The following is a 22,845-nucleotide window of genomic DNA, read 5'->3' as shown; positions in this document are numbered from 1 at the left end:
AGAATAAATGACTCGGGAAACTTTTTAAGTGAGTAAATATCTGTTTCCTATCAGTTTTGTTTTTCTCAACTTAGGCAATATTTTCGGAGAATGGCTAGCTACTGGGCAGATTGATTTGTCAAACCTGAATATCCTCTTACCAGTGGTTTTGGGCTTGCCAGCTCTGCTATTGTCATTTAGTTTTCTCTTTTATTACTTCGACGTAAGTGGAAACTCCGTTTCCTTATTTCCAACTTCAAACACTCCACTGGATTGTTTGAACTCACCTTGCCTAACTCAAGTTATGCCTGTGGCTAGTTGCCTTGTACTAAAAGTAAACTAAAAGACTTTATCTTTCAACAAACGAAAAATAATTGTTTATATTAAGGAGATTGCTATGAATAGACTTGGAAATGTGAGATACTGGAATGTGGTAAAAATTGGAGGTTTCTCTTAGTGGGACTGGCTGTCGTTGCATTAAATGTTTTGAGTCAGATGGCGATGTACGCCTTACCAAATTTTGATGGGGATAATTTACTGATTGTCGCATCTTTGTTGCTGGTTGCTGTTGTTCTTGGTCTAATCTTAACGGGCAAATTAGGCCTATGGAAGGGTGAGCAGAAGTGGGGAATAGTTGCGAATATTGGTTTTGTTGTACTTACTTTTATCGTTATGTTTGGTCTGAAAATGATTGGCTGGTAATTGATAATGCTAGAAGAGGGTTATGGTCAAACGACTGCCAATCAGGAAGTCCTCAATCGTTCATGTTTGCCGACCTTACTTTTATTTATCTTTACAGGATTATTTGCTCCTGTTTTGGTGGAACTGCTTTTCAGAGGAATTGATATGGGAAAAGTCTTTGGTAAAGATTCTATTGTTGGTCTGTTGCGATGAAGTTTTCTATTTGGTCTTATTCATGTACCGACTAATATCGGATCTTGGTTTATTTATAAGTGGTATGGGCCTAGTACTAGGGCTCGCCTATCAAATTTCTGGCAAGTATACCAATGCACTCATCCTACATAGTCTCAACAATTTTATTGGATTTTTGTTTATGTTGCTAATGCAAAGTATTGGCTTGATTTAGGAGGAAAGATGGAAGTATTTTTGTGGATAGCCTTTGTTTATTTATTATTAAGCTACCTGTCAGATAGAAAAAAAGTGAAGCAGTTGCAAGTTAGGGTAAAAAAGTTGCAGAAAAATACCAAAGGAGAAAATCAGATGTCTGTTTTATTGAAAGAATTGGTCGGAAGAAAAGCCAAAATCCGCTTTGATGAAGAGTTTCTAACTATGTATGAATACACTATTTTAGCAGTTGACGAGGAATGGGTTAAAATTTCTCGTGAATTTGCGGAAGGAAAGATTGAAACCAAGTTGGTTCGAGTAGATAATATAGTCGATCTGACATTCTAGCTAAGAAAAAAAGAAGGGAAAAGGTGTCATGTTAAAATTTATCAAAAACACTGCATTATTGTTTTTATTTTTTGTTGCTTATCAAATTATTACTGGATTTTTGATGGTAGGTCCGACATTACAAGCAATTCCAGAATTTCCAGCTCAATTGATTGAGAATATGATTTGGGTTTGTGCGATTATTGGTATCGTACTCGGAATTGCATTTACAATTGTATTATGGAAATTTGTGTTTTCTCGGCAGACCATTGACTATAGTGTATCTTCATCATGGTTTCATAAGATTTATTGGCCAATTTTACTTTATATTGTATTCTTCATCGTCCAACTTTTAGTGCCAGTATCTGAAAGTCAGAATCAAACTTTGGTCATCCAATTTGTATCTGCCTACCCTTTGGTTGCGTTTTTAGCAGTCGTAGTCTTTGCACCAATATTAGAGGAGTTGATTTTTAGAGGTTTGTTGGCAACCTATTTCTTCCCCAAAATGGCTGATATGAAAACTGTGAGCTTGTATCTGATTGTAACAGGATGTTTGTTTAGTTTGGTGCATGTTCCAGCAACCATTCCACAGTTTTTGATTTATTTCACTATGGGTCTTAATCTTGGTTGGCTTTATCTAATTAGACGAGATATTCGTTATCCAATGGCGCTACATATGATAAATAATGGAATTTCCTATTTGATGATACTATTTTTGGTATAAAAAATAAGCAGCTCAGATGAACTGCTTTTTTTATGTATCTTTTTATAACCCATATAGATAATCATCATCTGTCATGGCTTCCACTTCGCCGAGCAAGTAGCCATTACCGACTTGTGAGAAGAAGTCGTGGTTAGATGTACCGGTTGAGATACCGTTCATGATGATTGGGTTTACATCATCTGCTGAATCAGGGAAGAGTGGATCTTGTCCCAAATTCATGAGGGCTTTATTGGCATTGTAACGAAGGAAGGTTAAGACTTCCTCAGTCCACCCAACTGCATCATAGAGTGAACGTGTATAGTCCTCTTCATTCTCATAAAGTTGGTAAAGAAGGTCATACATCCAGTCGCGGAGTTTGTCTTGTTCTTCGTCGGACAATTCATTGAAACCAAGTTGGAATTTGTAACCAATATAAGTTCCATGAACAGACTCATCACGAATGATTAGTTTGATAATTTCTGCAACGTTGGCCAGTTTGTTGTTACCAAGATAGTAGAGCGGTGTAAAGAAACCAGAATAGAATAGGAAAGTTTCTAGAAATACGCTGGCAACTTTCTTTTCAAGCGCCGTACCATTTTCATAAATTTCGTTAATGATTTTTGCCTTGCGTTGTAAGAATTCGTTGCTATCTGTCCATTCAAAAATTTCCTCAATCTCAGTTTTGGTATTCAAGGTTGAGAAGATAGAAGAGTAGGATTTCGCATGAACAGACTCCATGAATTGGATGTTGTTGTAGACTGCTTCCTCGTGCGGTGTGCGAATATCGTTGCGGAGAGCTTGAACACCTGTTTCAGATTGAAGGGTGTCCAAGAGGGTCAATCCACCGAAGACTTTACCAACCAAGTCTTTTTCTTCCGCTGTGAGTTTACGCCAATCATCCAAGTCATTTGATAAGGGAATCCGCGTATCGAGCCAGAATTGCTCAGTCAATTTCTCCCATGTAGACTTGTCGATTACGTCCTCAATGGCGTTCCAGTTTATGGCTTTGTAGTAGGTTTCCATCATGTTCTCTTTCTTTTTCTTGTATTTCTAATAGTATATCACAAGTAGATAGTAGCCTGTAAAAAAATCCCCCACAAGGGATTTTTAATCGAGCGCTCAATAGTCGCTTCACATCATGAACGCGACAGTGTCGTAAGGTAGCTAGCTAATCCGCCGATAGCGGTTAGCGTAGATTAGCTAGTTGGCTTGCCAACAGCTAATCTTGCTACGTCAGATCACACAACTTTCACATTGGTTTGCTCCGACTTCTTCGCCGTCATCTGTAAAGGTGCGGACGTAGTAGATTGACTTGACGCCCTTGTTGAAGGCGTAGTTACGGAGGATTGAAAGGTCACGGGTGGTTTGTTTGTTCTCCGTTTTCCATTCGTAGAGTTCTTTTGGAAGCTCACTGCGGAGGAAGAGGGTGAGGGACAAACCTTGGTCGACGTGCTCTGTTGCGGCAGCGTAGACATCAATGACCTTACGCATATCCATATCGTAGGCAGACTTGTAGAATGGAATGGTTTCTGTTGACAAGCCGGCTGCTGGATAGTAGATTTTACCGATTTTTTTCTCTTGGCGTTCCTCAATCCGCTGTGTGATTGGGTGAATAGAAGCAGAAACATCGTTGATATAGCTGATAGATCCGTTTGGTGCAACAGCTAGACGGTTTTGGTGATAGAGGCCGTCAGCTTTTACTTTTTCACGGAGGTCAGCCCAATCTTGTCCACTTGGAATGAAAATTCCTTCAAAGAGTTCTTTAACACGGTCAGATTGTGGTTGGTAATCACCCGTCACATACTTGTCGAAATAAGTGCCGTCTGCGTATTTTGATTTTTCAAAGTTATGGAAGGTTTCTTTTCGTTCCCGAGCGATATTATTTGATTCTACCAAAGTCCAATAGTTAAGGAGCATGAAGTAGATGTTGGTAAATTCTACGGCAGTTTTTGAACCGTAATCAATCAAGTTCTGAGCCAAGTAAGAATGAAGTCCCATAGCTCCAAGACCGATTGAATGCGCCTGACTGTTTCCTGCTTCAATAGATGGTACAGCAGAGATGTGTGAATGATCTGTGACATAAGTCAAAGCGCGTGTCATTGTACGAACAGAACGTCCAAAATCAGGTGACTTCATTAAGTTAACGATATTAGTTGAACCAAGGTTACATGAAACGTCTGTACCCATAGTCAAGTATTCCTGAGAGTCGTTGATAACGCTTGGTGTCTGAACTTGAAGGATTTCTGAACAGAGGTTGGACATGATAATCTTGCCGTCAACAGGGTTGCTACGGTTAGCTGTATCGATGTTGATAACATATGGATAGCCAGACTCTTGCTGGAGTTTGGAAATTTCTGTTTCCAAGTCACGTGCCTTGATTTTTGTCTTACGAATGCGAGGGTTCGCCACCAATTCATCGTATTTTTCAGTAATATCTAGGTAGTTGTAAGGGACACCGTATTCCAACTCAACTGAGTATGGGCTGAAGAGGTACATGTCTTCGTTTTTACGTGCTAATTCGTAGAATTTATCAGGAACGGTGATACCGAGTGATAAGGTCTTCACGCGAACTTTCTCATCGGCATTTTCTTTCTTAGTCGAAAGGAAGGAAATAATATCTGGGTGGAAAACATCAAGATAAACGACACCAGCCCCTTGGCGTTGTCCAAGCTGGTTAGAATAGGAGAAGCTGTCTTCGAAGAGTTTCATAACAGGAACAACCCCAGAAGCCGCCCCCTCATAGCCCTTGATTGGTGCACCAGCCTCACGCAAGTTACTAAGAGAGATACCGACACCTCCACCGATACGGGACAATTGTAGAGCAGAGTTGATAGAACGTCCGATCGAGTTCATATCGTCAGTGACTTGAATCAAGAAACAAGATACTAACTCACCACGGCGAGCACGACCTGCGTTTAGGAAAGAAGGTGTTGCTGGCTGGTAACGAAGGTGAATCATTTCATTGGCTAGGTTTAATGCCAATTCTTCGTTGCCCTCAGCAAAATACAAGGCGTTGAAGAGAACGCGATCTTCCATGCTTTCCAAGTAATAGGCGCCATCGTTTGTTTTGAGGGCATACTGATTGTAGAACTTGTAGGCAGCCATGAAAGACTTGAAGCGGAAATTTTGGTCTTTCAGGAATTGATCAATCTTGATGATAAATTCTGGACTGTATTGGTCCAAAAACTCTTTTTCAAGGTAATTTTCTTCTACTAGATAAGCAATCTTATCTAAAATATTATCAAATTGCTTGGTATTTGGGAGGACGTTTTCTTTAAAGAAGGCCTTAACCGCTTCTTGGTCCTTGTGGAGTGGGATTTGCCCATTGACAGGACGGTTGATTTCGTTATTTAAACGGAAGTAGGACACATCGCCTAGCTCTTTTAAACTCATAGTTGCAATCTCTTTCTTAATTATAGTAGGGTAGATTAGGAATTAAACCAAGGCTTTTAGTTTACCTGGTTGGAAACCAGAAAAGACATCATTTTCCGTTTCAATAACAGGTGCTGCTGAGAAACCGAGTCCTTTTACATGATCGATGAATTCAGGTTGTTCATCTAGATTGATTTCATTATATTCTACATTGTGTTGGTCCAAGAATTTCTTGGTCATTTTACATTGAACACAATCATTTTTTGAATAGATAGTTACCATTCAGTTTCTCCTTTGTCTCTCAAGGATAAAAATATCCCATTTTTGTTACTAATCTAGGATACAAAATTTTGAAGTTAAAGTCAAGGAGCTTGTTTGAATAAATCACTAAATATTGTGCAATCAATTTATCGACAACACCAAATATAGTATGCGGGCAGGCCAAAACCTATTTCTATCGTTAATTTTTGGTAGGGTTTTCAATGGTTACGCTTGATGTACAATAGTAGGTGCAGGACAAAAAATAAAGAGTATATTAGAATCAGATACGGTTGATATGATTATTAAATAGTACTCAATATGTCATATGATATAACATGTTTGGTTAGGTATTGATTGAATAAATATTACAATCTATACTATACTAAATAATAATGTTGAAAGAGGGCAGAGCAGATGAGTCTATCGTATAAAAAACGCTTACTTCATAATGAGAATGAATACTCTTACTATGCATTGAATTCGGTTGCAACCGAAAATGGTGTGGATATTCATACACTTCCATATACCATCCGAATTTTATTGGAAAGTCTTCTTCGTAAGGAAGACGGAGTTGATGTTACTAAAAATCACATTTTAGATTTATTACATTATCAGGCTTCTTCACCATCTGGAGAAGTCCCTTTTAAACCTAGTCGTGTCATTTTACAAGACTTTACTGGTGTACCTGTAGTGGTTGACCTTGCATCCATGCGCGACGCTGTTGTCAAAGCTGGTGGAAGCCCAGACTTGATAAATCCAGAAATTCCTGTTGATTTGGTCATTGACCATTCTGTTCAGGTTGACTTTTTCGGGACAGATCAGGCGCTTGAGCAAAATATCGCCTTAGAATTTAAACGAAATAATGAGCGCTATGAGTTTCTTAAGTGGGCAGAAAATTCATTTGAAAACTACCGTGCTGTACCGCCTGCAACTGGGATTATTCATCAGGTAAATATTGAATTTCTAAGTGACGTTATCATTAATAAGGATGGTTTGCTTTATCCAGACTCTATGTTTGGTACTGATAGCCACACAACTATGATCAATGGTATTGGTGTACTTGGTTGGGGTGTCGGTGGTATTGAGGCGGAAGCAGCAATGTTGGGTGAAGCATCTTATTTTCCAATTCCAGAGGTGATTGGAGTTCATTTAACTGGACAGTTACCGAAAGTAGCTACTGCGACGGACTTGGCTTTGAAAGTGACACAGCTGCTTCGTCAAGAAAATGTAGTTGGAAAATTTGTGGAATTTTTTGGACCTGGCTTATCCTCCCTTGCTCTTGCAGATCGTGCGACAGTCTCAAATATGGCTCCTGAATATGGTGCAACCTGTGGATATTTCCCAATTGATTCTGAAACCCTCAATTACATGAGATTGACCAACCGTACAGAGGAGCAAATTGAGTTAACAGAAGCATATGCAAAGGCAAATCACTTATTCTATGACAGCACAGCTATTCCAACCTATACTAAGGTACTTGAATTGGATTTGTCTACGATTGTTCCATCCATTTCTGGTCCGAAAAGACCACAAGATTTGATTGAATTGTCTAATGCTAAAAATGAGTTCCAAGCAAGTGTAACACGTGAAGTTGGTGTTCGTGGATTTGGTTTGGAGAAAGAAGAATTAGATAAGACAGCCACGGTTAAATATGCAGACGGCGACGAACTGATTCAAACAGGACATGTTGCGATTGCAGCGATTACCTCATGTACCAATACTTCGAACCCCTATGTTCTATTGGCGGCTGGTTTATTAGCTAAAAATGCAGTTGAAAAAGGTTTGACTGTTGCGAAGACTGTCAAAACGTCCTTGGCGCCAGGTTCGAAAGTTGTAACAGGCTATTTGAAAAATTCAGGTTTACAGACCTATTTGGATGCCTTAGGGTTCAATTTGGTGGGCTATGGCTGTACAACTTGTATTGGTAACTCAGGTGATTTACAACCTGAAGTAGCAGAAGCCATTAAAAATGAAGACTTATTAGTTTCAGCAGTATTATCTGGGAATCGTAACTTTGAAGGACGGATCAACCCACTTGTGAAAGCCAATTTCTTAGCGAGTCCACCACTAGTTGTTGCCTATGCTATTGCGGGTAATATGAATGTTGATTTGACAAGAGACCCACTGGGATATGATAAGGATGATCAGCCAGTCTATCTTGCAGATATTATGCCAAGTCGTGAAGAAGTTGACGCATATATTGACCAATACGTTACGCGCGATCTCTTTAAACAAGAATATCAGCAAGTTTTTACAGATAGTCAAGCATGGAATGCGATTGAAACAAAGACAGATAAGAATTATGCTTGGAATCCATCTTCTACCTACATTCAAAATCCGCCATATTTTGACAACATGCAGGAAGATTTATCTATAAAACCACTGGAAAACTTATCTGTTTTGGCTAAATTTGGAGATACAGTAACAACAGACCATATTTCGCCAGCCGGGAATATTGCCCGTCTAAGTCCTGCTGCACGATACCTAGAGGAGAATGGAATTTCTTATGTGGATTTCAACTCTTACGGAAGTCGTCGTGGTAACCATGAGGTCATGATGCGTGGTACGTTTGCAAATATTCGTATAAAAAATGAACTCGCAAATGGGAAAATTGGTGGATGGACCACGTATGAGGGAGAAATCCTTCCTATCTATGATGCAGCCATGAAATATAAGGCCGCTGGTATCGGTACTATCGTCATTGCTGGTAAGGATTATGGAATGGGTTCTAGCCGCGACTGGGCAGCGAAAGGTACAAACTTGCTTGGTGTGAAAGTTGTACTTGCTGAATCATTTGAGCGAATTCACCGTTCAAACTTGGTCATGATGGGCGTTCTACCTCTTCAATTTTTGGATGGTGAAACAGCGGAAAGTCTGGGTTTAACTGGACATGAACACTATACGATTGATTTACCAGAAGATGTAAAAGTTGGACAAGTTGTTACCGTCCATGCAAATTCTGAAAAAGGTTCAAAAGAATTTCAAGCCCTTGTGCGTTTCGACGCAGAAGCGGATATTCGTTATTACCGCCATGGTGGTATTTTACCAATGGTGGTAAGAAAAAAACTGGGGGGAAACGTATGACAGAAACGAATGGGTTAAAAGATGCGATTGCTTGCGATACGCGAATCAGCGCAATTGAAGATGACCGCTTGTCTTATGCAGGATACGATATCGCAGAGTTAATGGATAATAATGTTTCCTTTGAGGAGGTCATTTATCTACTGTGGAATTTGCATTTACCAACTCAAATTGAATTAAATTATTTTGAGAAAAAGTTGCGTGAGGAGTATGCAATTTCTGATGCTGTCGAACAATGTATTCTGATTCAATCTCGTCAGCACTTGCATCCGATGAGTGTTCTACGTTCAACTGTGTCCCTCTTAGGTGTTTATAATGTGCATGCTGAAGAAAATTCCTTAGAGGCTTTGTATGATCAATCTATTCAAATTATGGCAAAGGTTCCAACTATCATTGCAACATTTGCTCGTTTGAGAAGAGGATTGGTTCCAATTGAACCGCGTTCAGACTTGGGATTTGCCGCAAATTTCCTTTATATGTTAAATGGTGAAGAACCTTCTGAATTGCAAGTGAAAGCATTTAGTAAAGCACTAGTTTTGCATGCTGATCACGAATTGAATGCATCAACCTTTGCTGCGCGTGTCACTGCATCAACTTTAACGGATTTGTATTCTTGTGTCACAACTGCGATTGGGACTTTAAAAGGTTCTTTGCATGGTGGTGCAAACGAGCGTGTATTTGACATGCTACTAGCGATTCGTGAAAGCGGTGATACGGAAGGATACTTGCAGGAAAAGTTGGATTCGAAAGAGAAAATCATGGGATTTGGTCACCGTGTTTATAAAACTGTGGACCCTCGCCAACAGTATTTGAAAGAAATGGCGCGTGATTTGACACTCGGAACTGACGATGAAGCATTTTATCAGTTGTCAGAGGAAGTAGAGAATTTTATTAAACACAAAAAAGGGTTGATTCCCAATGTCGACTTTTACTCTGCAACTGTTTACCATGTATTAGGAATTGATAGTGACATTTTTACTCTCATTTTTGCAATGAGTAGAATGGCAGGATGGATTGCTCATGTTCAAGAGCAACGGAAGAATAATAAGTTAATCCGTCCGCGTTCTTCCTATATTGGTAGCAGAAATCTAAAATATATTCCTATTGGAAAGAGGTAAGTATGACAGAGAAGATTAGATTGGAAAATGGAAGGCTTTTAGTGCCTGACCAACCAATTATCCCCTATATTGAGGGGGATGGGGTAGGGCAAGATATTTGGCCAGAAGCTCAAAAAGTCATCGATGCAGCAATTGAAAAAGCATACAATGGTCAGCGTTCTATTCAGTGGAAAGAAGTTCTGGCGGGTGAGAAAGCTTATGCTTTAACCGGGACGTCTTTACCTGATGAGACGTTGAAAACGATTCGTGAGCATTTGTTGGCCATCAAGGGACCTTTGGGTACACCTGTTGGAAAAGGCCACCGGTCACTGAACGTCGCATTGCGTCAGGAACTAGATTTGTTTGCTTGTGTTCGTCCAGTTCGGTATTTTCAAGGGGTTCCAAGTCCATTAAAACATCCAGAAAAAACCGATATTACTATTTTCCGTGAAAACACAGAAGATATCTATGCAGGAATCGAATGGGATGCTGGTACAGAAGAAGTTGCAACTGTCATTTCATTTCTTCAGGAGAAGATGGGAGTGGCTAAAATCCGTTTTCCAGAGTCATCAAGTATCGGTATAAAGCCCATTTCTGAAGAGGGAAGTAAACGCCTCATTCGTTCTGCTATTGAATATGCACTAAAACACCAATTAAAAACAGTAACTTTGGTACACAAAGGGAATATTCAAAAATTTACAGAAGGCGGATTCCGAAAATGGGGTTATGAATTAGCTCAAGAGGAATTTTCGAATGAGCTAGAAAATGGTTCATTGGTTATCAATGATATTATTGCGGATAACTTCTTACAACAGATTTTATTGGCACCTGAAAAATTTGATGTTGTGGCCTTGACCAACCTGAATGGAGACTATGCATCAGATGCTTTAGCTGCTCAGGTTGGAGGGATCGGCATTTCTCCTGGAGCTAACATTAATTATCAGACTGGTCATGCAATTTTTGAAGCGACACATGGAACTGCTCCAGATATTGCAGGTCAAAATAAGGCAAATCCTAGCTCAGTACTCCTGTCTGCTTGTATGATGTTAGAGTTTATGGGATGGAATGAAGCTGCTGACAAAATTATTGTCGCTCTAGAACAGGCTATTTTACATCAACAAGTGACGATTGATTTTGCCAGTGCATTAGGTGTTGAAAGCCTGTCAACTAGCCAATTTGCTGAAGCACTTATCGCTCGTTTTTAATAGAATAGAAAGGAACTCACCATTCGGTGGGTTTTTCGGCTTGAAATACTGAAAGAATAATAAAAAATTCTTGAAAATGATTTCAAAAAATGATATAATGTTCTTTGTAAGGGTTATCACATTGACTCGAAATAATTGTAAAAATAAAGGAGAAACCAACTATGGCTTCAAAAGACTTCCACATTGTGGCAGAAACAGGTATCCACGCACGTCCAGCTACTTTGCTTGTGCAAACAGCTAGCAAATTCGCTTCAGACATCACTTTGAACTACAAAGACAAATCTGTAAACCTTAAATCAATCATGGGTGTAATGAGTCTTGGTGTTGGTCAAGGCGCTGATGTAACTATTTCAGCTGAAGGTGCAGATGCTGACGATGCAATTGCAGCTATCACTGAAACAATGGAAAAAGAAGGATTGGCATAAAAAGATGACAGTAATGCTTAAAGGAATTGCAGCATCTGATGGTGTTGCCGTTGCTAAGGCATATCTACTCGTTCAACCCGATTTGTCCTTCGAAACGATTACAGTTGAGGACACAAATGCAGAAGAAGCTCGTTTAGATGCCGCTCTTACAGCATCACAGAACGAGCTTTCTGTTATTCGTGAGAATGCAGTAGCGAGCCTTGGAGAAGAAGCTGCAGCAGTATTTGATGCACATTTAATGGTACTTTCTGACCCAGAAATGGTAGGTCAAATCAAAGAAACGATTCGCGCCAAGAAAACAAACGCAGAGACTGCTTTGAAAGAAGTTACGGATATGTTTATCGCTATCTTTGAAGGTATGGAAGATAACCCATACATGCAAGAGCGTGCAGCAGATATTCGTGACGTAGCAAAACGTGTCTTAGCTCATTTGCTTGGGGTTCGTTTGCCCAACCCAGCAACAATTGATGAAGAATCTATTGTGGTTGCTCATGACTTGACTCCTTCAGATACAGCTCAATTGAACAAACAATTTGTAAAAGCCTTTGTAACAAACATTGGTGGTCGTACAAGTCACTCAGCTATCATGGCTCGTACACTTGAAATTGCTGCTGTATTAGGTACTAACAACATTACAGAAATTGTTAAAGATGGCGATGTCCTCGCTGTTAACGGTATCACAGGCGATGTTGTTATCAACCCTACAGAAGATGTCATTGCAGAATTCAAAGCAGCTGGTGAAGCGTATGCTAAGCAAAAAGCTGAATGGGCATTATTAAGAGACGCTCAAACAGTGACGTCAGATGGCAAACACTTCGAGTTGGCAGCTAACATCGGTACACCAAAAGACGTTGAAGGTGTAAATGATAATGGTGCAGAAGCTGTTGGTCTTTACCGTACAGAATTCTTGTACATGGACTCACAAGACTTCCCAACAGAAGACGAGCAATACGAGGCTTACAAGGCAGTACTTGAAGGTATGAATGGTAAGCCAGTTGTGGTTCGTACAATGGATATCGGTGGTGATAAGGAGCTTCCTTACTTCGATCTACCACACGAAATGAACCCATTCCTTGGTTTCCGTGCCCTTCGTATCTCTATCTCTGAGACTGGTAACCAAATGTTCCGTACTCAGTTACGTGCTCTTCTTCGTTCATCAGTACATGGTAAACTTCGTATCATGTTCCCAATGGTTGCTTTGTTGACTGAATTCCGTGCAGCAAAAGCAATCCTTGATGAAGAAAAAGCAAACTTGTTGGCTGAAGGTGTAGCAGTTGCAGATGATATCCAAGTAGGTATCATGATTGAAATTCCTGCAGCAGCAATGCTTGCAGACCAATTTGCCAAAGAAGTTGACTTCTTCTCAATCGGTACAAACGACCTTATCCAATACACAATGGCTGCAGACCGTATGAATGAACAAGTTTCATACCTCTACCAACCATATAACCCATCAATACTTCGCTTGATCAACAACGTTATCAAGGCTGCACATGCAGAAGGCAAATGGGCTGGTATGTGTGGTGAGATGGCTGGTGACCAACAAGCTGTTCCGCTTCTTGTAGGTATGGGCTTGGATGAATTCTCTATGAGCGCAACTTCTGTACTTCGTACACGTAGCCTTATGAAGAAACTTGACACAGCTAAGATGGAAGAATATGCTCAACGTGCCTTGACAGAATGTGCAACGGCAGAAGAAGTTCTCGAACTTCAAAAAGAGTATGTTGATTTCGATTAATCATTAAAAGAGTAATAATCATCTGACATTTTTGGAGTTGTCAGATGATTATTGGCTCTTTTTTTCTATGTTTTGCATCAAAATCCGAAAGAATATTGGAAATTTTCAAAAAATTCTTGCAAATGTTATCTGACTATGTTACAATGTTCACATTATCCAGAAGGAGGGAATGAATGAAGCAGTATCAGAATTATATTGATGGGAAATGGGTTGATTCCGAAAAGAAAATAACCATTTATTCGCCGATTAATCAAGAAGAGTTGGGGAATGTTCCTGCCATGTCACAGGAAGAAGTCGACAAGGCTATGGAAGCAGCAAGAAAGGCTTTGCCAGCTTGGCGTGCTTTATCTGCATACGAACGTGCCCAATATTTGCACAGAGCTGCGGATATTTTAGAAGAACGCAAAGAAAGAATTGGTGAGATATTAGCGAAAGAAGTTGCGAAAGGGATAAAAGCATCGATTGGAGAAGTAGATAGGTCAGCTCATTTGATACACTATGCTGCTGAAGAGGGTCTACGTGTTTATGGGGCCTCTTTAGAAGGGGGAACGTATGAACCAGCTGCAAAAACAAAAATATCGTTGATTCGTCGTGAGCCTGTTGGTATTGTTCTAGCTATTGCACCTTATAATTACCCAGTCAACTTATCAGCCTCTAAAATTGCTCCGGCGCTTATCGGTGGGAACGTAGTGATGTTTAAACCACCAACACAAGGATCGATTTCGGGGTTGCTTTTGGCTCAAGCTTTTGCTGATGCAGGCATTCCAGCTGGTGTTTTCAATACAATAACTGGTCGTGGTTCAGAAATTGGTGACTATATTATTGAACATCCTGAAGTGAATTTTATCAATTTCACAGGTTCGACACCGATTGGTCAAAAAGTTGGGAAATTAGCTGGTATTCGTCCAATTATGCTTGAGTTGGGTGGAAAGGATGCAGCTGTTGTTTTAAGCGATGCGGATTTAGATCATGCAGCGAAGGAAATCGTTAGTGGGGCCTTTAGTTATTCTGGTCAACGTTGTACTGCTATTAAGCGAGTATTAGTTGTAAATGAAGTTGCAGACCAATTGGCTGAGAAACTTCAGACTGAAGTTGAAAAATTAACGGTAGGGGATCCATTTGAAAATAAGGATATTACGCCTGTCATTGATGAACAGTCTGCTGTCTTTATCGAAGGTTTGGTACAGGATGCACAATCAAAAGGGGCAGTAGAGTTAACTCCGTACAAACGTGAGAAAAATCTAATTTGGCCAACCTTGTTAGACGAAGTCACTCCTGAGATGGACATTGCTTGGGAAGAGCCGTTCGGTCCAGTGCTTCCAATTATTCGCGTATCATCTATTGAAGAAGCACTTGAGTTATGTAATCAATCAGAATATGGTTTGCAGTCATCTATATTTACGAAAAACTACCCATTAGCCTTTGAATTTGCTTCAAAATTGGAGGTCGGTACTGTGCATATTAATGCTAAAACGCAACGTGGTCCTGATAATTTCCCATTCCTAGGGATCAAAGGCTCTGGTGCTGGAGTTCAGGGGATTAAATATAGTATTGAAGCCATGACTAAGCTAAAATCTGTTGTGTTTGATATACAATAAGAAAAAGGAAGTTTCCAATTAATGGATACTTCCTTTTCTCGATTATTTTGCTTGATAAAATTTATTGTGTTGGTAAATTGGATCAAATGTTAAATTGATTCCAAGCTTACGTAGGACACTCTTGTCTTCATCTGACAGAATAACGGTTGAGTGGGCTTCGCTACCATTTAATTGGCCCAATTCTTTCATGGCACTCGCCGCAATTGGGCTACCTTGTGCAGTAACCGCCAATGCGTTGAGTATTTCGCTGGCATCCAGTCTTGTATTGGTTTTATCGAGGTAATCTGATTTCAATTCCTGGATTGGGCGTATGTAGGTTGGTTCGATTAAGAGGGTTTCATCTTCGATTGCCGCAATTTGTTTGATGGCATTTAAGAGGACAGATGCAGTTGGTTTAAGTAGGTCGGATGTTTTACCTGTTACAATATCTCCAGTTGGCAACTGAATAGCAAGGGCAGGGCTAGTTGTCAGCTCTGCTTTTTCGCGCGCAGCGATAACAACCTTACGATCTGCTGGTGTCACACCGACTTCATTCATGAGGAGTTCGATTTTCTTCACAGCCTGTTCGCTAATCCGCTCTGCCTTGAAATCCACCAAGGACTGGTAGTAGCGACGGATGATTTCCTGTTTGGACGCTTCGATAGCAGCTTCTTCATTGATGATGGAATAACCTACCATGTTGACACCCATATCTGTCGGAGATGCGTATGGTGATTTACTCAAAATCCGTTCAAAGGTACGGTTGAGGACAGGGAAGACTTCGATGTCACGGTTGTAGTTGACCGCAGTTTTGCCATAAGTTTGAAGGTGGAAAGGATCAATCATGTTGAGGTCGTCCAGGTCGGCAGTTGCTGCTTCATAGGCTAAGTTTACGGGATGGTGAAGTGGTAAGTTCCACACTGGGAAGGTTTCAAACTTAGCATAGCCTGATGTTACGCCATGCAGTTGGTCGTGGTAAAGTTGGGAGATACAAGTTGCCAATTTACCTGAACCAGGTCCAGGTGCGGTGACAACGACGAGATTGCGACTAGTTTCGATGTAGTCATTTTTGCCCATACCTTCTGGTGAGATGATGTGGTCAATATCAGAAGGATAGCCCTTGATTGGGTAATGGAGATAGGACTTGATACCATGTTTTTCTAACTGCTTGCGGAAGGCATCCGCAGCTGGTTGGTTGCGGTATTGGGTAATGACGACAGAACCAACATAAATATCAATATCATTAAATGTATCAATCAAGCGGAAGACTTCTTGGTCATAAGAAATACCCAAGTCACCGCGTGCCTTAGAGTGTTCGATGTTGCTAGCATTGATGGCGATGACGATTTCTACTTGATCTTTTAACTCTTGGAGAAGTTTGATTTTATTATCAGGTTCATAGCCAGGAAGTACACGAGCTGCATGGAAATCTTCCAACATTTTCCCACCAAATTCCATATACAATTTGCCTTCAAACTGAGCAATGCGCTCTAAAATATGATCACGTTGTAAATTCAAATACTTACTTGAATCAAATGCGATTTTCTTCATCCAATAAGTCCTCCAAATGTGTATTAATCTCTGGGAAAAACAAAAAATAGCTCCCTAAAACTAGGGAGCCTTTTCTCCGACCTCTCAAAAGAGGTGCCCGAACAATACTATAACAAACTGTGCTTCGCTTGTCAAGAAAGAATCTGAGCAGAAAATATTAAATATCTATTAATATAGTTGAATGAAGAGCTTTCAGAAAAAAACTGATACTCAATGAAAATCAAAAAGACTAGCTCCAAAGGTTTGGGGAATCTTTGGAGGTTGGAGATAGAGCGAACCAAGTTCGTTTCTCCATTCGCAGATATACCCCTGCTTTAAGGTAGCAGGCTATCAAGCTCCACTGGAGCTTGACACTCATCAAATAAATTCAACAAGGTCTGCTTTTGATTTTCGAAGGGTATAAGGAGCTCAGTTCTAGGTCGGAAATAAGACGTGCGAAACAAGTCGATTTCGTGGAGTAGGGCATGCCGAAAGTAACGTTGTATCAAAGTTAATTCAAATGTCTATAGCTTAGTAGGAAATGAGGCTGAGATAGGAAGAGTGGTCGAAAATATGTTATAATATTGGGACGGAGTGTGAAAAAAATCTCCTGTTTATCAATTGCTTTGAGTTTGTATAGAAAGGAACAAATAGATGAAAGATTTACATGCAAAATTATTGACTGATTTTGGGATTGATTTTTCAGATTTGAATTTATTAGAAACGGCTTTTACCCATACTTCCTACGCTAACGAGCATCGCCTTCTAAAAATTTCACATAATGAGCGCTTGGAATTTTTAGGAGACGCTGTACTCCAGTTAATGATTTCCAAATACCTCTACCAGAAGTATCCCAACAAGCCTGAAGGAGAAATGTCTAAATTACGTTCTACCTTTGTTCGTGAGGAGTCATTGGCTGGTTTTTCTCGTGCCTGTGGCTTTGATCGGTTTCTTCGCCTTGGGAAAGGGGAAGAAAAGTCTGGAGGACGGAATCGTGATACCATTTTAGGAGATGCTTTCGAGGCTTTTTTAGGAGCTCTGCTGTTGGACAAGGGAGAAAAGACCGTAGAGGAGTTCATCCATCAAGTCATGATTCCTCGTCTGGAAGAGGGGAACTTTGAACGGGTAACGGACTATAAAACAGCATTACAGGAAATCTTACAGGTTAATGGGGAAATTGTCATTTCTTACCAAGTTGTAGCGGAAACTGGTCCAGCACACGATAAGACTTTTGAAGTGGAAGTGTCTGCGGATCAGCGTGTGATTGGCCGTGGTCGTGGTCGCTCTAAGAAATTAGCTGAACAAGCCGCCGCAAAAAATGCTGTGGAGGCTAGAGCATAAGTATGTATCTTAAATCGATTGAAATGCAGGGCTTTAAGTCCTTTGCGGATAAGACCAAAGTCGTCTTTGACCGTGGAGTGACGGCTGTTGTAGGACCAAATGGTTCTGGAAAGTCCAATATCACTGAAAGTCTGCGTTGGGCCTTGGGAGAGTCATCTGCTAAAAGCCTACGTGGAGGCAAGATGCCTGATGTTATCTTTGCAGGAACGGAAAATCGTAATCCACTCAATTTTGCTTCTGTGGTGGTAACCCTAGATAATAGCTCAGGCTTTATTGTAAATAAAAATAAAGAAATTAAAGTCGAGCGCCATATTTATAGATCTGGTGATAGTGAGTACTTGATTGATGGGCAGAAGGTTCGTCTGCGAGATATTCATGATCTTTTCATGGATACTGGCTTAGGGAGGGATTCATTTTCTATCATTTCACAAGGGCGGGTTGAAGCAATTTTCAATTCCAAACCTGAGGAACGCCGTGCAATTTTTGAAGAGGCTGCAGGTGTTTTAAAATATAAAACTCGTAAAAAGGAAACAGAAAATAAGCTGGCTCAGGCTCAAGGCAATTTGGATCGCTTGGACGATATTATCTACGAATTAGATAATCAGGTCAAGCCATTGGAGAAACAGGCACAAACTGCTAAGAAGTTTTTAGAATTAGATGGACAGCGCAAGGAATTATACTTAGATGTTTTGGTGGCTCAGTTGTCGCTTGGTAAGGAAAAGTTGTCGGAAAAAGAAGCCGAACTAGAATCTGTCAAAACTGAATTGACCAGTTACTACAAACAGCGTTCTGAGCTAGAGCAAGAAAACCAGTCTTTAAAAGAGAAGCGCCACCGCTTGTCAGTACAATTAGACCGCGAACAGGCCGTTTTACTGGATGTGACCAAGTTAATCAGTGATTTAGAGCGAAAAATTGAGGTCCATAAACTGGAATCTAGTCAAAACGAATCAAGTCGTCAAGAAGCGCAGGCGCGTTTGGAAAACTTGTTGACTAGACGAGAGCAGTTGGAAGAACAAATTGAACAAAAGCAGGGTGTTCTTGAGCAATTAGAGAATTCATTGTCTAGTTTGAAAGAAGATATTGCTGCGGTAAACATAGAAATTTCCTACTTTTCAGAAGATCCTGATCAGGTTTTAGATCGTCTGCGGGAACAGTACGTGGCTCTGATGCAAGAAGAGGCAGAAGCTTCAAACCGTCTGACCAAGATTCAGCAGGATATTGCCAATCAAATCAGTCTTTCTGAGAGTAAATCTGAAGACTTGGCACGCTTGCAGACGGAAAAACAAACAGCTCAAGAAGAACTTGATAAGAGTCGGAAAAGTTTAGAAGAAGCTGATCACGAGTTACGCCAGTTACTTGAGCGCTATCAGACCAAAAAATCAGAATTGGATCAAGTTCAGGCTACTTATCAGTCTGAACAAGGTCGTTTGTTTGATTTGTTGGATCAGTTGAAAGGCAAACAGGCTCGCCAATCTAGTTTGGAAGCCATTTTGAAAAATCACTCCAATTTTTACGCGGGGGTTAAGGCTGTCTTACAGGAGGCACCAAGCTTAGGAGGAATTATTGGAGCAGTCAGTGAACAATTGACCTTTGACACTCGCTACCAAACGGCTTTGGAAATTGCTCTTGGTGGTGCTAGTCAAAATGTCATTGTTGAAGATGAAGCGACTGCTAAACGAGCTATCGCATTTTTGAAAGAAAAACGGCAAGGACGAGCAACCTTCTTACCTCTGACAACTATCAAGCCACGTCAGCTTTCTGGACAGCAAATCTCTTTACTAGAATCTTCCGATGGATTTTTGGGTTTAGCAAGTGATTTGGTGACTTATCAGCCAAATTTAGATGTGATTTTCCAAAATTTGCTAGGCACTATCGCGATTTTTGATACCATTGACCATGCTAATAAGGCAGCGCGGGCAACCAAATTTCAAGTACGTATGGTGACCATGGATGGAGCGGAAATCCGTCCTGGTGGAGCCTTTGCTGGTGGTAGCAATCGAAATAACAGTACGACCTTTATCAAACCCGAACTGGATGCTCTTTTAGGAGAAATAGCAGAGCTGTCTAGCCAGTTGCAGGAGCAAGAAAGCTTGGTTGCAGCTAAGAAAACTAGCTTAGACCAGACCACAGAAGCCTTGGAAACGATTAAGGCTGAGGGGGAAGAAGCTAGATTGAACCAGCAGAGCGCAAGGATTCATCTGGAACAGGCAGAAAATAGACTGGCTCAGCTTTCAGTCCAGTATGACCTGCAAATGAGTCAGGTTAGTCCGACCATTTTGACTGAGCTAGATGAAGAAGCTACTAAGGAAGCAGCAAACGTTCAAGCTTTGAATGAGAAAAAAATTGCCTTGGAACAACAAATCAATCAAGTCCGTGATAATCGTGATAGTATTCAAGAAAGCTTGCAGAAACTACAGACTCAGAAGGGGCAACTAACTTTGGTACAGGCTGAAGCGATCAGTCAACTTCGTTTTGAACAGATAGATCTGAGACGCTTGCAAGAAGAAAAAACAACTACCGAAAAGGATATTGCTATCCTTGAAGATTTGATCAATCAGAAAGTAGTGGCTCTAGAAGATACGACTATAGAGCTTCTAGAAGAGCAGTTGCAGGCAGCATCTGATAAGCAAAGCCAGACCAATCAGATCCTAATTCGTTTAAAATTTGAATTGGAAGATATTGATGGGCAGTTTGAAGACCTGGAAGAAAGATTGCAACAAGCTCGGACTAAGAATGATGATTTGATTCGTAAGCAGGCTAAGTTAGAGGCGGATTGTGAGCAAGCGGGCGATACATTACGGACTTTACTTGGTAATTTGACCGAGCATTTTAAATTAAGTTTTGAAGCTGCCCAGTCTCAGGCTAAGGCAGTTGAAAACCTTGCTAGTGCCGAACAAAATCTTAAGAACTTGGAAAGAGCTATTCGAGCTTTGGGTCAAGTCAATTTGGATGCGATTGAGCAGTATGACGAAGTCAATAATCGTCTAACCTTCCTCAATGAGCAACGGACTGATATTTTGACAGCGCGTGATCTTCTTCTTGATACCATTCATGAGATGGATGATGAGGTGAAAGAACGCTTTAAAGTCACATTTGAAGCTATTCGTGAAAGTTTCAAGCAAACTTTCAAACAAATGTTTGGCGGTGGTTCAGCTGATTTGATTTTGACAGAGAATGATATTTTGACTGCAGGTGTTGAAATATCTGTTCAGCCTCCGGGTAAGAAAATCCAGTCTCTCAACCTCATGTCCGGTGGCGAAAAGGCACTTTCGGCCCTCGCTCTACTATTTTCCATTATCCGAGTGAAGACCATCCCGTTTGTGATACTTGACGAGGTGGAGGCAGCCTTGGATGAGGCCAATGTCAAACGCTTCGGAGACTATCTCAATCGCTTTGATAAGGAAAGTCAGTTTATTGTCGTGACACACCGAAAGGGCACAATGGCTGCAGCGGATGCCATTTATGGGGTAACCATGCAGGAATCTGGTGTATCAAAGATTGTATCTGTCAAATTGAAGGATATGGAGAAATTATGATAAAAAAAATTTATGCCAGTGATATGGATGGTACGTTTTTACGTGAGGATCATAGCTTTGATAAAAAAAGTTTCCGACGGATTCTGGATCAGTTTAAGGAAAAAGACTATTTATTTGTGGCGGCAAGCGGGAGATCTTTGCAGAGTCTAAAGTTAGTTTTTGAAGAATTTGCAGATGAAATCGGGTTTGTTGCTGAAAATGGTTCTATTGTTGAGTATCAAGGTCAGATGATTTTTCTGGATGAACCGATTCGTCCAGAAGTTTACTTGCCTATTATTGCTGGAATTGATGCCGGTCCTTATGGAAGTAGTCGTTCCATGGTATTGTCTGGACTCGAAAACTTTTATTTGTTAAAAAATGCTGAGCCTCAATTTTTAGGAGCAATGACAAATTATTATGCTCATTTTCAATTGGTCGACTCGTTTGAAGATGTCCAGGAAAAAATAATAAAGATTAATGCCAAATTCACCCCAGATGAGATGGACCAAGCAAGATTGTGGCTCAATCAGACCTTTGAAGGTGTGACAGCCATGACAACAGGTTTTGACAATATTGATATTATTCCTAATGGTTCAAATAAATCAGTTGGATTGAATCATTTGTGCAGTCATTTTGGAATTACAGGACGAGATGTAGTTGCCTTTGGGGATAATCAAAATGATTTAGATATGTTGGACTTTGCCGGTCTTGCCATTGCAACAGAAAATGCAAGAGAAGAAGTGAAGGCACTATCTGATCAGATTATTGGTCATTGCAATGATGGAGCTGTACTGGCTTATTTAGAGGAGGAAGTATATGGCAATTAAAATGATTGCACTAGATTTGGATGGAACTCTTCTGACGTCGGATAAACGAATTTCAGAAGCCAATAAGCAGGCCTTGTTAGCAGCTCGGCAACAAGGTGCTTATGTTGTCTTAACAACAGGGCGGCCTTTACAAGCTATTGGTGCTTTTTTGGAAGAATTAGACCTCTTAGGTGAAAATCAATATTCCATCACCTTTAATGGTGGATTGGTACAAGAAAATACAGGGCGCATTTTAGATAAAACTGGCTTCAGCATTGATGATGTTCGTGCAATTCGACAAGTAACCAATCAATTGGACCTACCTCTGGATGTCTTGTATGGAGGAGATGTTTACTCATTACCAGCAGTCAATGAATCTCTGTATCTAACGGCCAATCCTTTACTGAATAAAATTGATGTGACAGATGAGGAGATGCCAGAAGATTTTGTCTATAATAAGGCGGTGACAGCTGTAGCAGCTGATTTTTTGGATGGACAAATTCCAAAAATTCCTAGAGAGTTGTACGATCGTTTTGAAATTTTCAAATCGCGTGACATGCTTCTAGAATGGAGTCCAAAAGGAGTCCATAAGGCAAATGGATTAGCAAAATTGATTGGGCATTTGGGAATTGATCAATCGGAAGTGATGGCCTGTGGTGATGAAGGTAACGATCTTTCGATGATCGAATGGGCTGGTTTAGGCGTTGCAATGGCTAATGCAACAGACGAAATTAAGTCTGCTGCAAACCTTGTTTTACCAAAAACAAACGATGAAGATGGCATTGCCTGGGCTATCCAACAGTATGTATTAAATGAGGACTAA

At 40.5% G+C, this 22,845-nt stretch carries 16 protein-coding genes and 1 pseudogene; 13 read left to right on the top strand and 4 right to left on the bottom strand.

Features of this window, described 5'->3' with window-relative positions; all coding sequences use genetic code 11:
• Positions 1-376: 376 nt before the first annotated feature.
• The 3 genes and pseudogenes from ACPC57_RS05160 to ACPC57_RS05150 all read left to right on the top strand — a co-directional run bounded on the left by ACPC57_RS05160 (position 377) and on the right by ACPC57_RS05150 (position 2,095).
• A pseudogene (locus tag ACPC57_RS05160) lies at positions 377-1,066 on the top strand (lysostaphin resistance A-like protein).
• 8 nt (positions 1,067-1,074) lie between these two features.
• Positions 1,075-1,392: a hypothetical protein gene (locus ACPC57_RS05155; protein WP_318150386.1), complete on the top strand. Its 318-nt coding sequence runs from the start codon at positions 1,075-1,077 to the stop codon at positions 1,390-1,392.
• Positions 1,393-1,420: 28 nt separating this feature from the next.
• On the top strand, positions 1,421-2,095 hold the full coding sequence (locus ACPC57_RS05150; protein WP_434064887.1) for a lysostaphin resistance A-like protein: 675 nt from the start codon (positions 1,421-1,423) through the stop codon (positions 2,093-2,095).
• A 42-nt stretch (positions 2,096-2,137) separates the two neighbouring features.
• Here the strand turns inward: ACPC57_RS05150 and nrdF are convergent, their stop codons facing one another.
• The 3 genes from nrdF to nrdH all read right to left on the bottom strand — a co-directional run bounded on the left by nrdF (position 2,138) and on the right by nrdH (position 5,728).
• Positions 2,138-3,097 (bottom strand): class 1b ribonucleoside-diphosphate reductase subunit beta, encoded by a 960-nt coding sequence (nrdF, locus tag ACPC57_RS05145; RefSeq protein WP_217375170.1) that lies wholly within the window; start codon positions 3,095-3,097, stop codon positions 2,138-2,140.
• A 210-nt stretch (positions 3,098-3,307) separates the two neighbouring features.
• Positions 3,308-5,467: a class 1b ribonucleoside-diphosphate reductase subunit alpha gene (gene nrdE / locus ACPC57_RS05140; RefSeq protein WP_277837021.1), complete on the bottom strand. Its 2,160-nt coding sequence runs from the start codon at positions 5,465-5,467 to the stop codon at positions 3,308-3,310.
• 42 nt (positions 5,468-5,509) lie between these two features.
• Entirely contained in the window at positions 5,510-5,728 is a 219-nt protein-coding gene (gene nrdH, locus ACPC57_RS05135; RefSeq protein ID WP_277837020.1) for a glutaredoxin-like protein NrdH, read from the bottom strand.
• Between the two features lie 393 nt (positions 5,729-6,121).
• Here nrdH and acnA point away from each other — a divergent pair, with 393 nt between their 5' ends.
• From acnA to ACPC57_RS05105, 6 genes are all read left to right on the top strand, one after another.
• Positions 6,122-8,791: an aconitate hydratase AcnA gene (acnA, locus tag ACPC57_RS05130; protein ID WP_434066440.1), complete on the top strand. Its 2,670-nt coding sequence runs from the start codon at positions 6,122-6,124 to the stop codon at positions 8,789-8,791.
• Entirely contained in the window at positions 8,788-9,906 is a 1,119-nt protein-coding gene (locus ACPC57_RS05125) for a citrate synthase (protein ID WP_217373910.1), read from the top strand. Before acnA ends, ACPC57_RS05125 begins: the two co-directional genes overlap by 4 nt.
• A gap of 2 nt (positions 9,907-9,908) precedes the next feature.
• A complete protein-coding gene (icd, locus tag ACPC57_RS05120; RefSeq protein ID WP_277844638.1) occupies positions 9,909-11,090 on the top strand; it encodes an NADP-dependent isocitrate dehydrogenase in 1,182 nt (393 codons plus the stop codon).
• A gap of 161 nt (positions 11,091-11,251) precedes the next feature.
• On the top strand, positions 11,252-11,515 hold the full coding sequence (locus ACPC57_RS05115) for a phosphocarrier protein HPr (protein ID WP_024378446.1): 264 nt from the start codon (positions 11,252-11,254) through the stop codon (positions 11,513-11,515).
• Between the two features lie 4 nt (positions 11,516-11,519).
• Positions 11,520-13,253, top strand: coding sequence for a phosphoenolpyruvate--protein phosphotransferase (gene ptsP / locus ACPC57_RS05110; protein ID WP_217373908.1), 1,734 nt, complete (start codon positions 11,520-11,522; stop codon positions 13,251-13,253).
• Between the two features lie 173 nt (positions 13,254-13,426).
• Positions 13,427-14,851 carry an NADP-dependent glyceraldehyde-3-phosphate dehydrogenase gene (locus ACPC57_RS05105; protein WP_434066439.1) on the top strand — a complete coding sequence of 475 codons (1,425 nt, stop codon included), beginning with the start codon at positions 13,427-13,429 and terminating at the stop codon, positions 14,849-14,851.
• A 42-nt stretch (positions 14,852-14,893) separates the two neighbouring features.
• Here ACPC57_RS05105 and ACPC57_RS05100 read toward each other — a convergent pair whose 3' ends face one another.
• The gene (locus ACPC57_RS05100; protein WP_434066438.1) at positions 14,894-16,381 is read right to left on the bottom strand and encodes a DUF1846 domain-containing protein; all 1,488 of its coding nucleotides are present in this window, start codon (positions 16,379-16,381) and stop codon (positions 14,894-14,896) included.
• Between the two features lie 633 nt (positions 16,382-17,014).
• Between ACPC57_RS05100 and rnc the strand changes: the two genes are divergently transcribed.
• From rnc to ACPC57_RS05080, 4 genes are read left to right on the top strand one after another with little or no spacing between them, the layout of a single operon-like run.
• Complete coding sequence (gene rnc, locus ACPC57_RS05095; protein ID WP_277837013.1) at positions 17,015-17,701, top strand: ribonuclease III; 687 nt, start codon at positions 17,015-17,017, stop codon at positions 17,699-17,701.
• A 2-nt stretch (positions 17,702-17,703) separates the two neighbouring features.
• Positions 17,704-21,237 (top strand): chromosome segregation protein SMC, encoded by a 3,534-nt coding sequence (gene smc, locus ACPC57_RS05090; protein WP_434066437.1) that lies wholly within the window; start codon positions 17,704-17,706, stop codon positions 21,235-21,237.
• Positions 21,234-22,043 (top strand): Cof-type HAD-IIB family hydrolase, encoded by an 810-nt coding sequence (locus ACPC57_RS05085; protein ID WP_434066436.1) that lies wholly within the window; start codon positions 21,234-21,236, stop codon positions 22,041-22,043. The genes smc and ACPC57_RS05085 overlap by 4 nt, the downstream gene beginning before the upstream one ends.
• Entirely contained in the window at positions 22,033-22,845 is an 813-nt protein-coding gene (locus ACPC57_RS05080; protein ID WP_217373902.1) for a Cof-type HAD-IIB family hydrolase, read from the top strand. The genes ACPC57_RS05085 and ACPC57_RS05080 overlap by 11 nt, the downstream gene beginning before the upstream one ends.

This window comes from Streptococcus sp. VTCC 12886, from assembly GCF_049893425.1.
In the GTDB taxonomy this organism is placed as follows: Bacteria; Bacillota; Bacilli; order Lactobacillales; family Streptococcaceae; genus Streptococcus; species Streptococcus suis_AA.
The sequence above is the reverse complement of the archived record's forward strand: the minus strand, read 5'-3'. Positions and strand labels throughout refer to the sequence as shown.

What these genes read in the sequence shown, in the direction of transcription:
- ACPC57_RS05155 (WP_318150386.1), top strand. Translation starts at nt 1,075, where the DNA reads ATGGAAGTATTTTTGTGGATAGCCTTTGTTTATTTATTATTAAGCTAC.
- ACPC57_RS05150 (WP_434064887.1), top strand. Translation starts at nt 1,421, where the DNA reads ATGTTAAAATTTATCAAAAACACTGCATTATTGTTTTTATTTTTTGTT.
- nrdF (WP_217375170.1), bottom strand. Translation starts at nt 3,097, where the DNA reads ATGGAAACCTACTACAAAGCCATAAACTGGAACGCCATTGAGGACGTA.
- nrdE (WP_277837021.1), bottom strand. Translation starts at nt 5,467, where the DNA reads ATGAGTTTAAAAGAGCTAGGCGATGTGTCCTACTTCCGTTTAAATAAC.
- nrdH (WP_277837020.1), bottom strand. Translation starts at nt 5,728, where the DNA reads ATGGTAACTATCTATTCAAAAAATGATTGTGTTCAATGTAAAATGACC.
- acnA (WP_434066440.1), top strand. Translation starts at nt 6,122, where the DNA reads ATGAGTCTATCGTATAAAAAACGCTTACTTCATAATGAGAATGAATAC.
- ACPC57_RS05125 (WP_217373910.1), top strand. Translation starts at nt 8,788, where the DNA reads ATGACAGAAACGAATGGGTTAAAAGATGCGATTGCTTGCGATACGCGA.
- icd (WP_277844638.1), top strand. Translation starts at nt 9,909, where the DNA reads ATGACAGAGAAGATTAGATTGGAAAATGGAAGGCTTTTAGTGCCTGAC.
- ACPC57_RS05115 (WP_024378446.1), top strand. Translation starts at nt 11,252, where the DNA reads ATGGCTTCAAAAGACTTCCACATTGTGGCAGAAACAGGTATCCACGCA.
- ptsP (WP_217373908.1), top strand. Translation starts at nt 11,520, where the DNA reads ATGACAGTAATGCTTAAAGGAATTGCAGCATCTGATGGTGTTGCCGTT.
- ACPC57_RS05105 (WP_434066439.1), top strand. Translation starts at nt 13,427, where the DNA reads ATGAAGCAGTATCAGAATTATATTGATGGGAAATGGGTTGATTCCGAA.
- ACPC57_RS05100 (WP_434066438.1), bottom strand. Translation starts at nt 16,381, where the DNA reads ATGAAGAAAATCGCATTTGATTCAAGTAAGTATTTGAATTTACAACGT.
- rnc (WP_277837013.1), top strand. Translation starts at nt 17,015, where the DNA reads ATGAAAGATTTACATGCAAAATTATTGACTGATTTTGGGATTGATTTT.
- smc (WP_434066437.1), top strand. Translation starts at nt 17,704, where the DNA reads ATGTATCTTAAATCGATTGAAATGCAGGGCTTTAAGTCCTTTGCGGAT.
- ACPC57_RS05085 (WP_434066436.1), top strand. Translation starts at nt 21,234, where the DNA reads ATGATAAAAAAAATTTATGCCAGTGATATGGATGGTACGTTTTTACGT.
- ACPC57_RS05080 (WP_217373902.1), top strand. Translation starts at nt 22,033, where the DNA reads ATGGCAATTAAAATGATTGCACTAGATTTGGATGGAACTCTTCTGACG.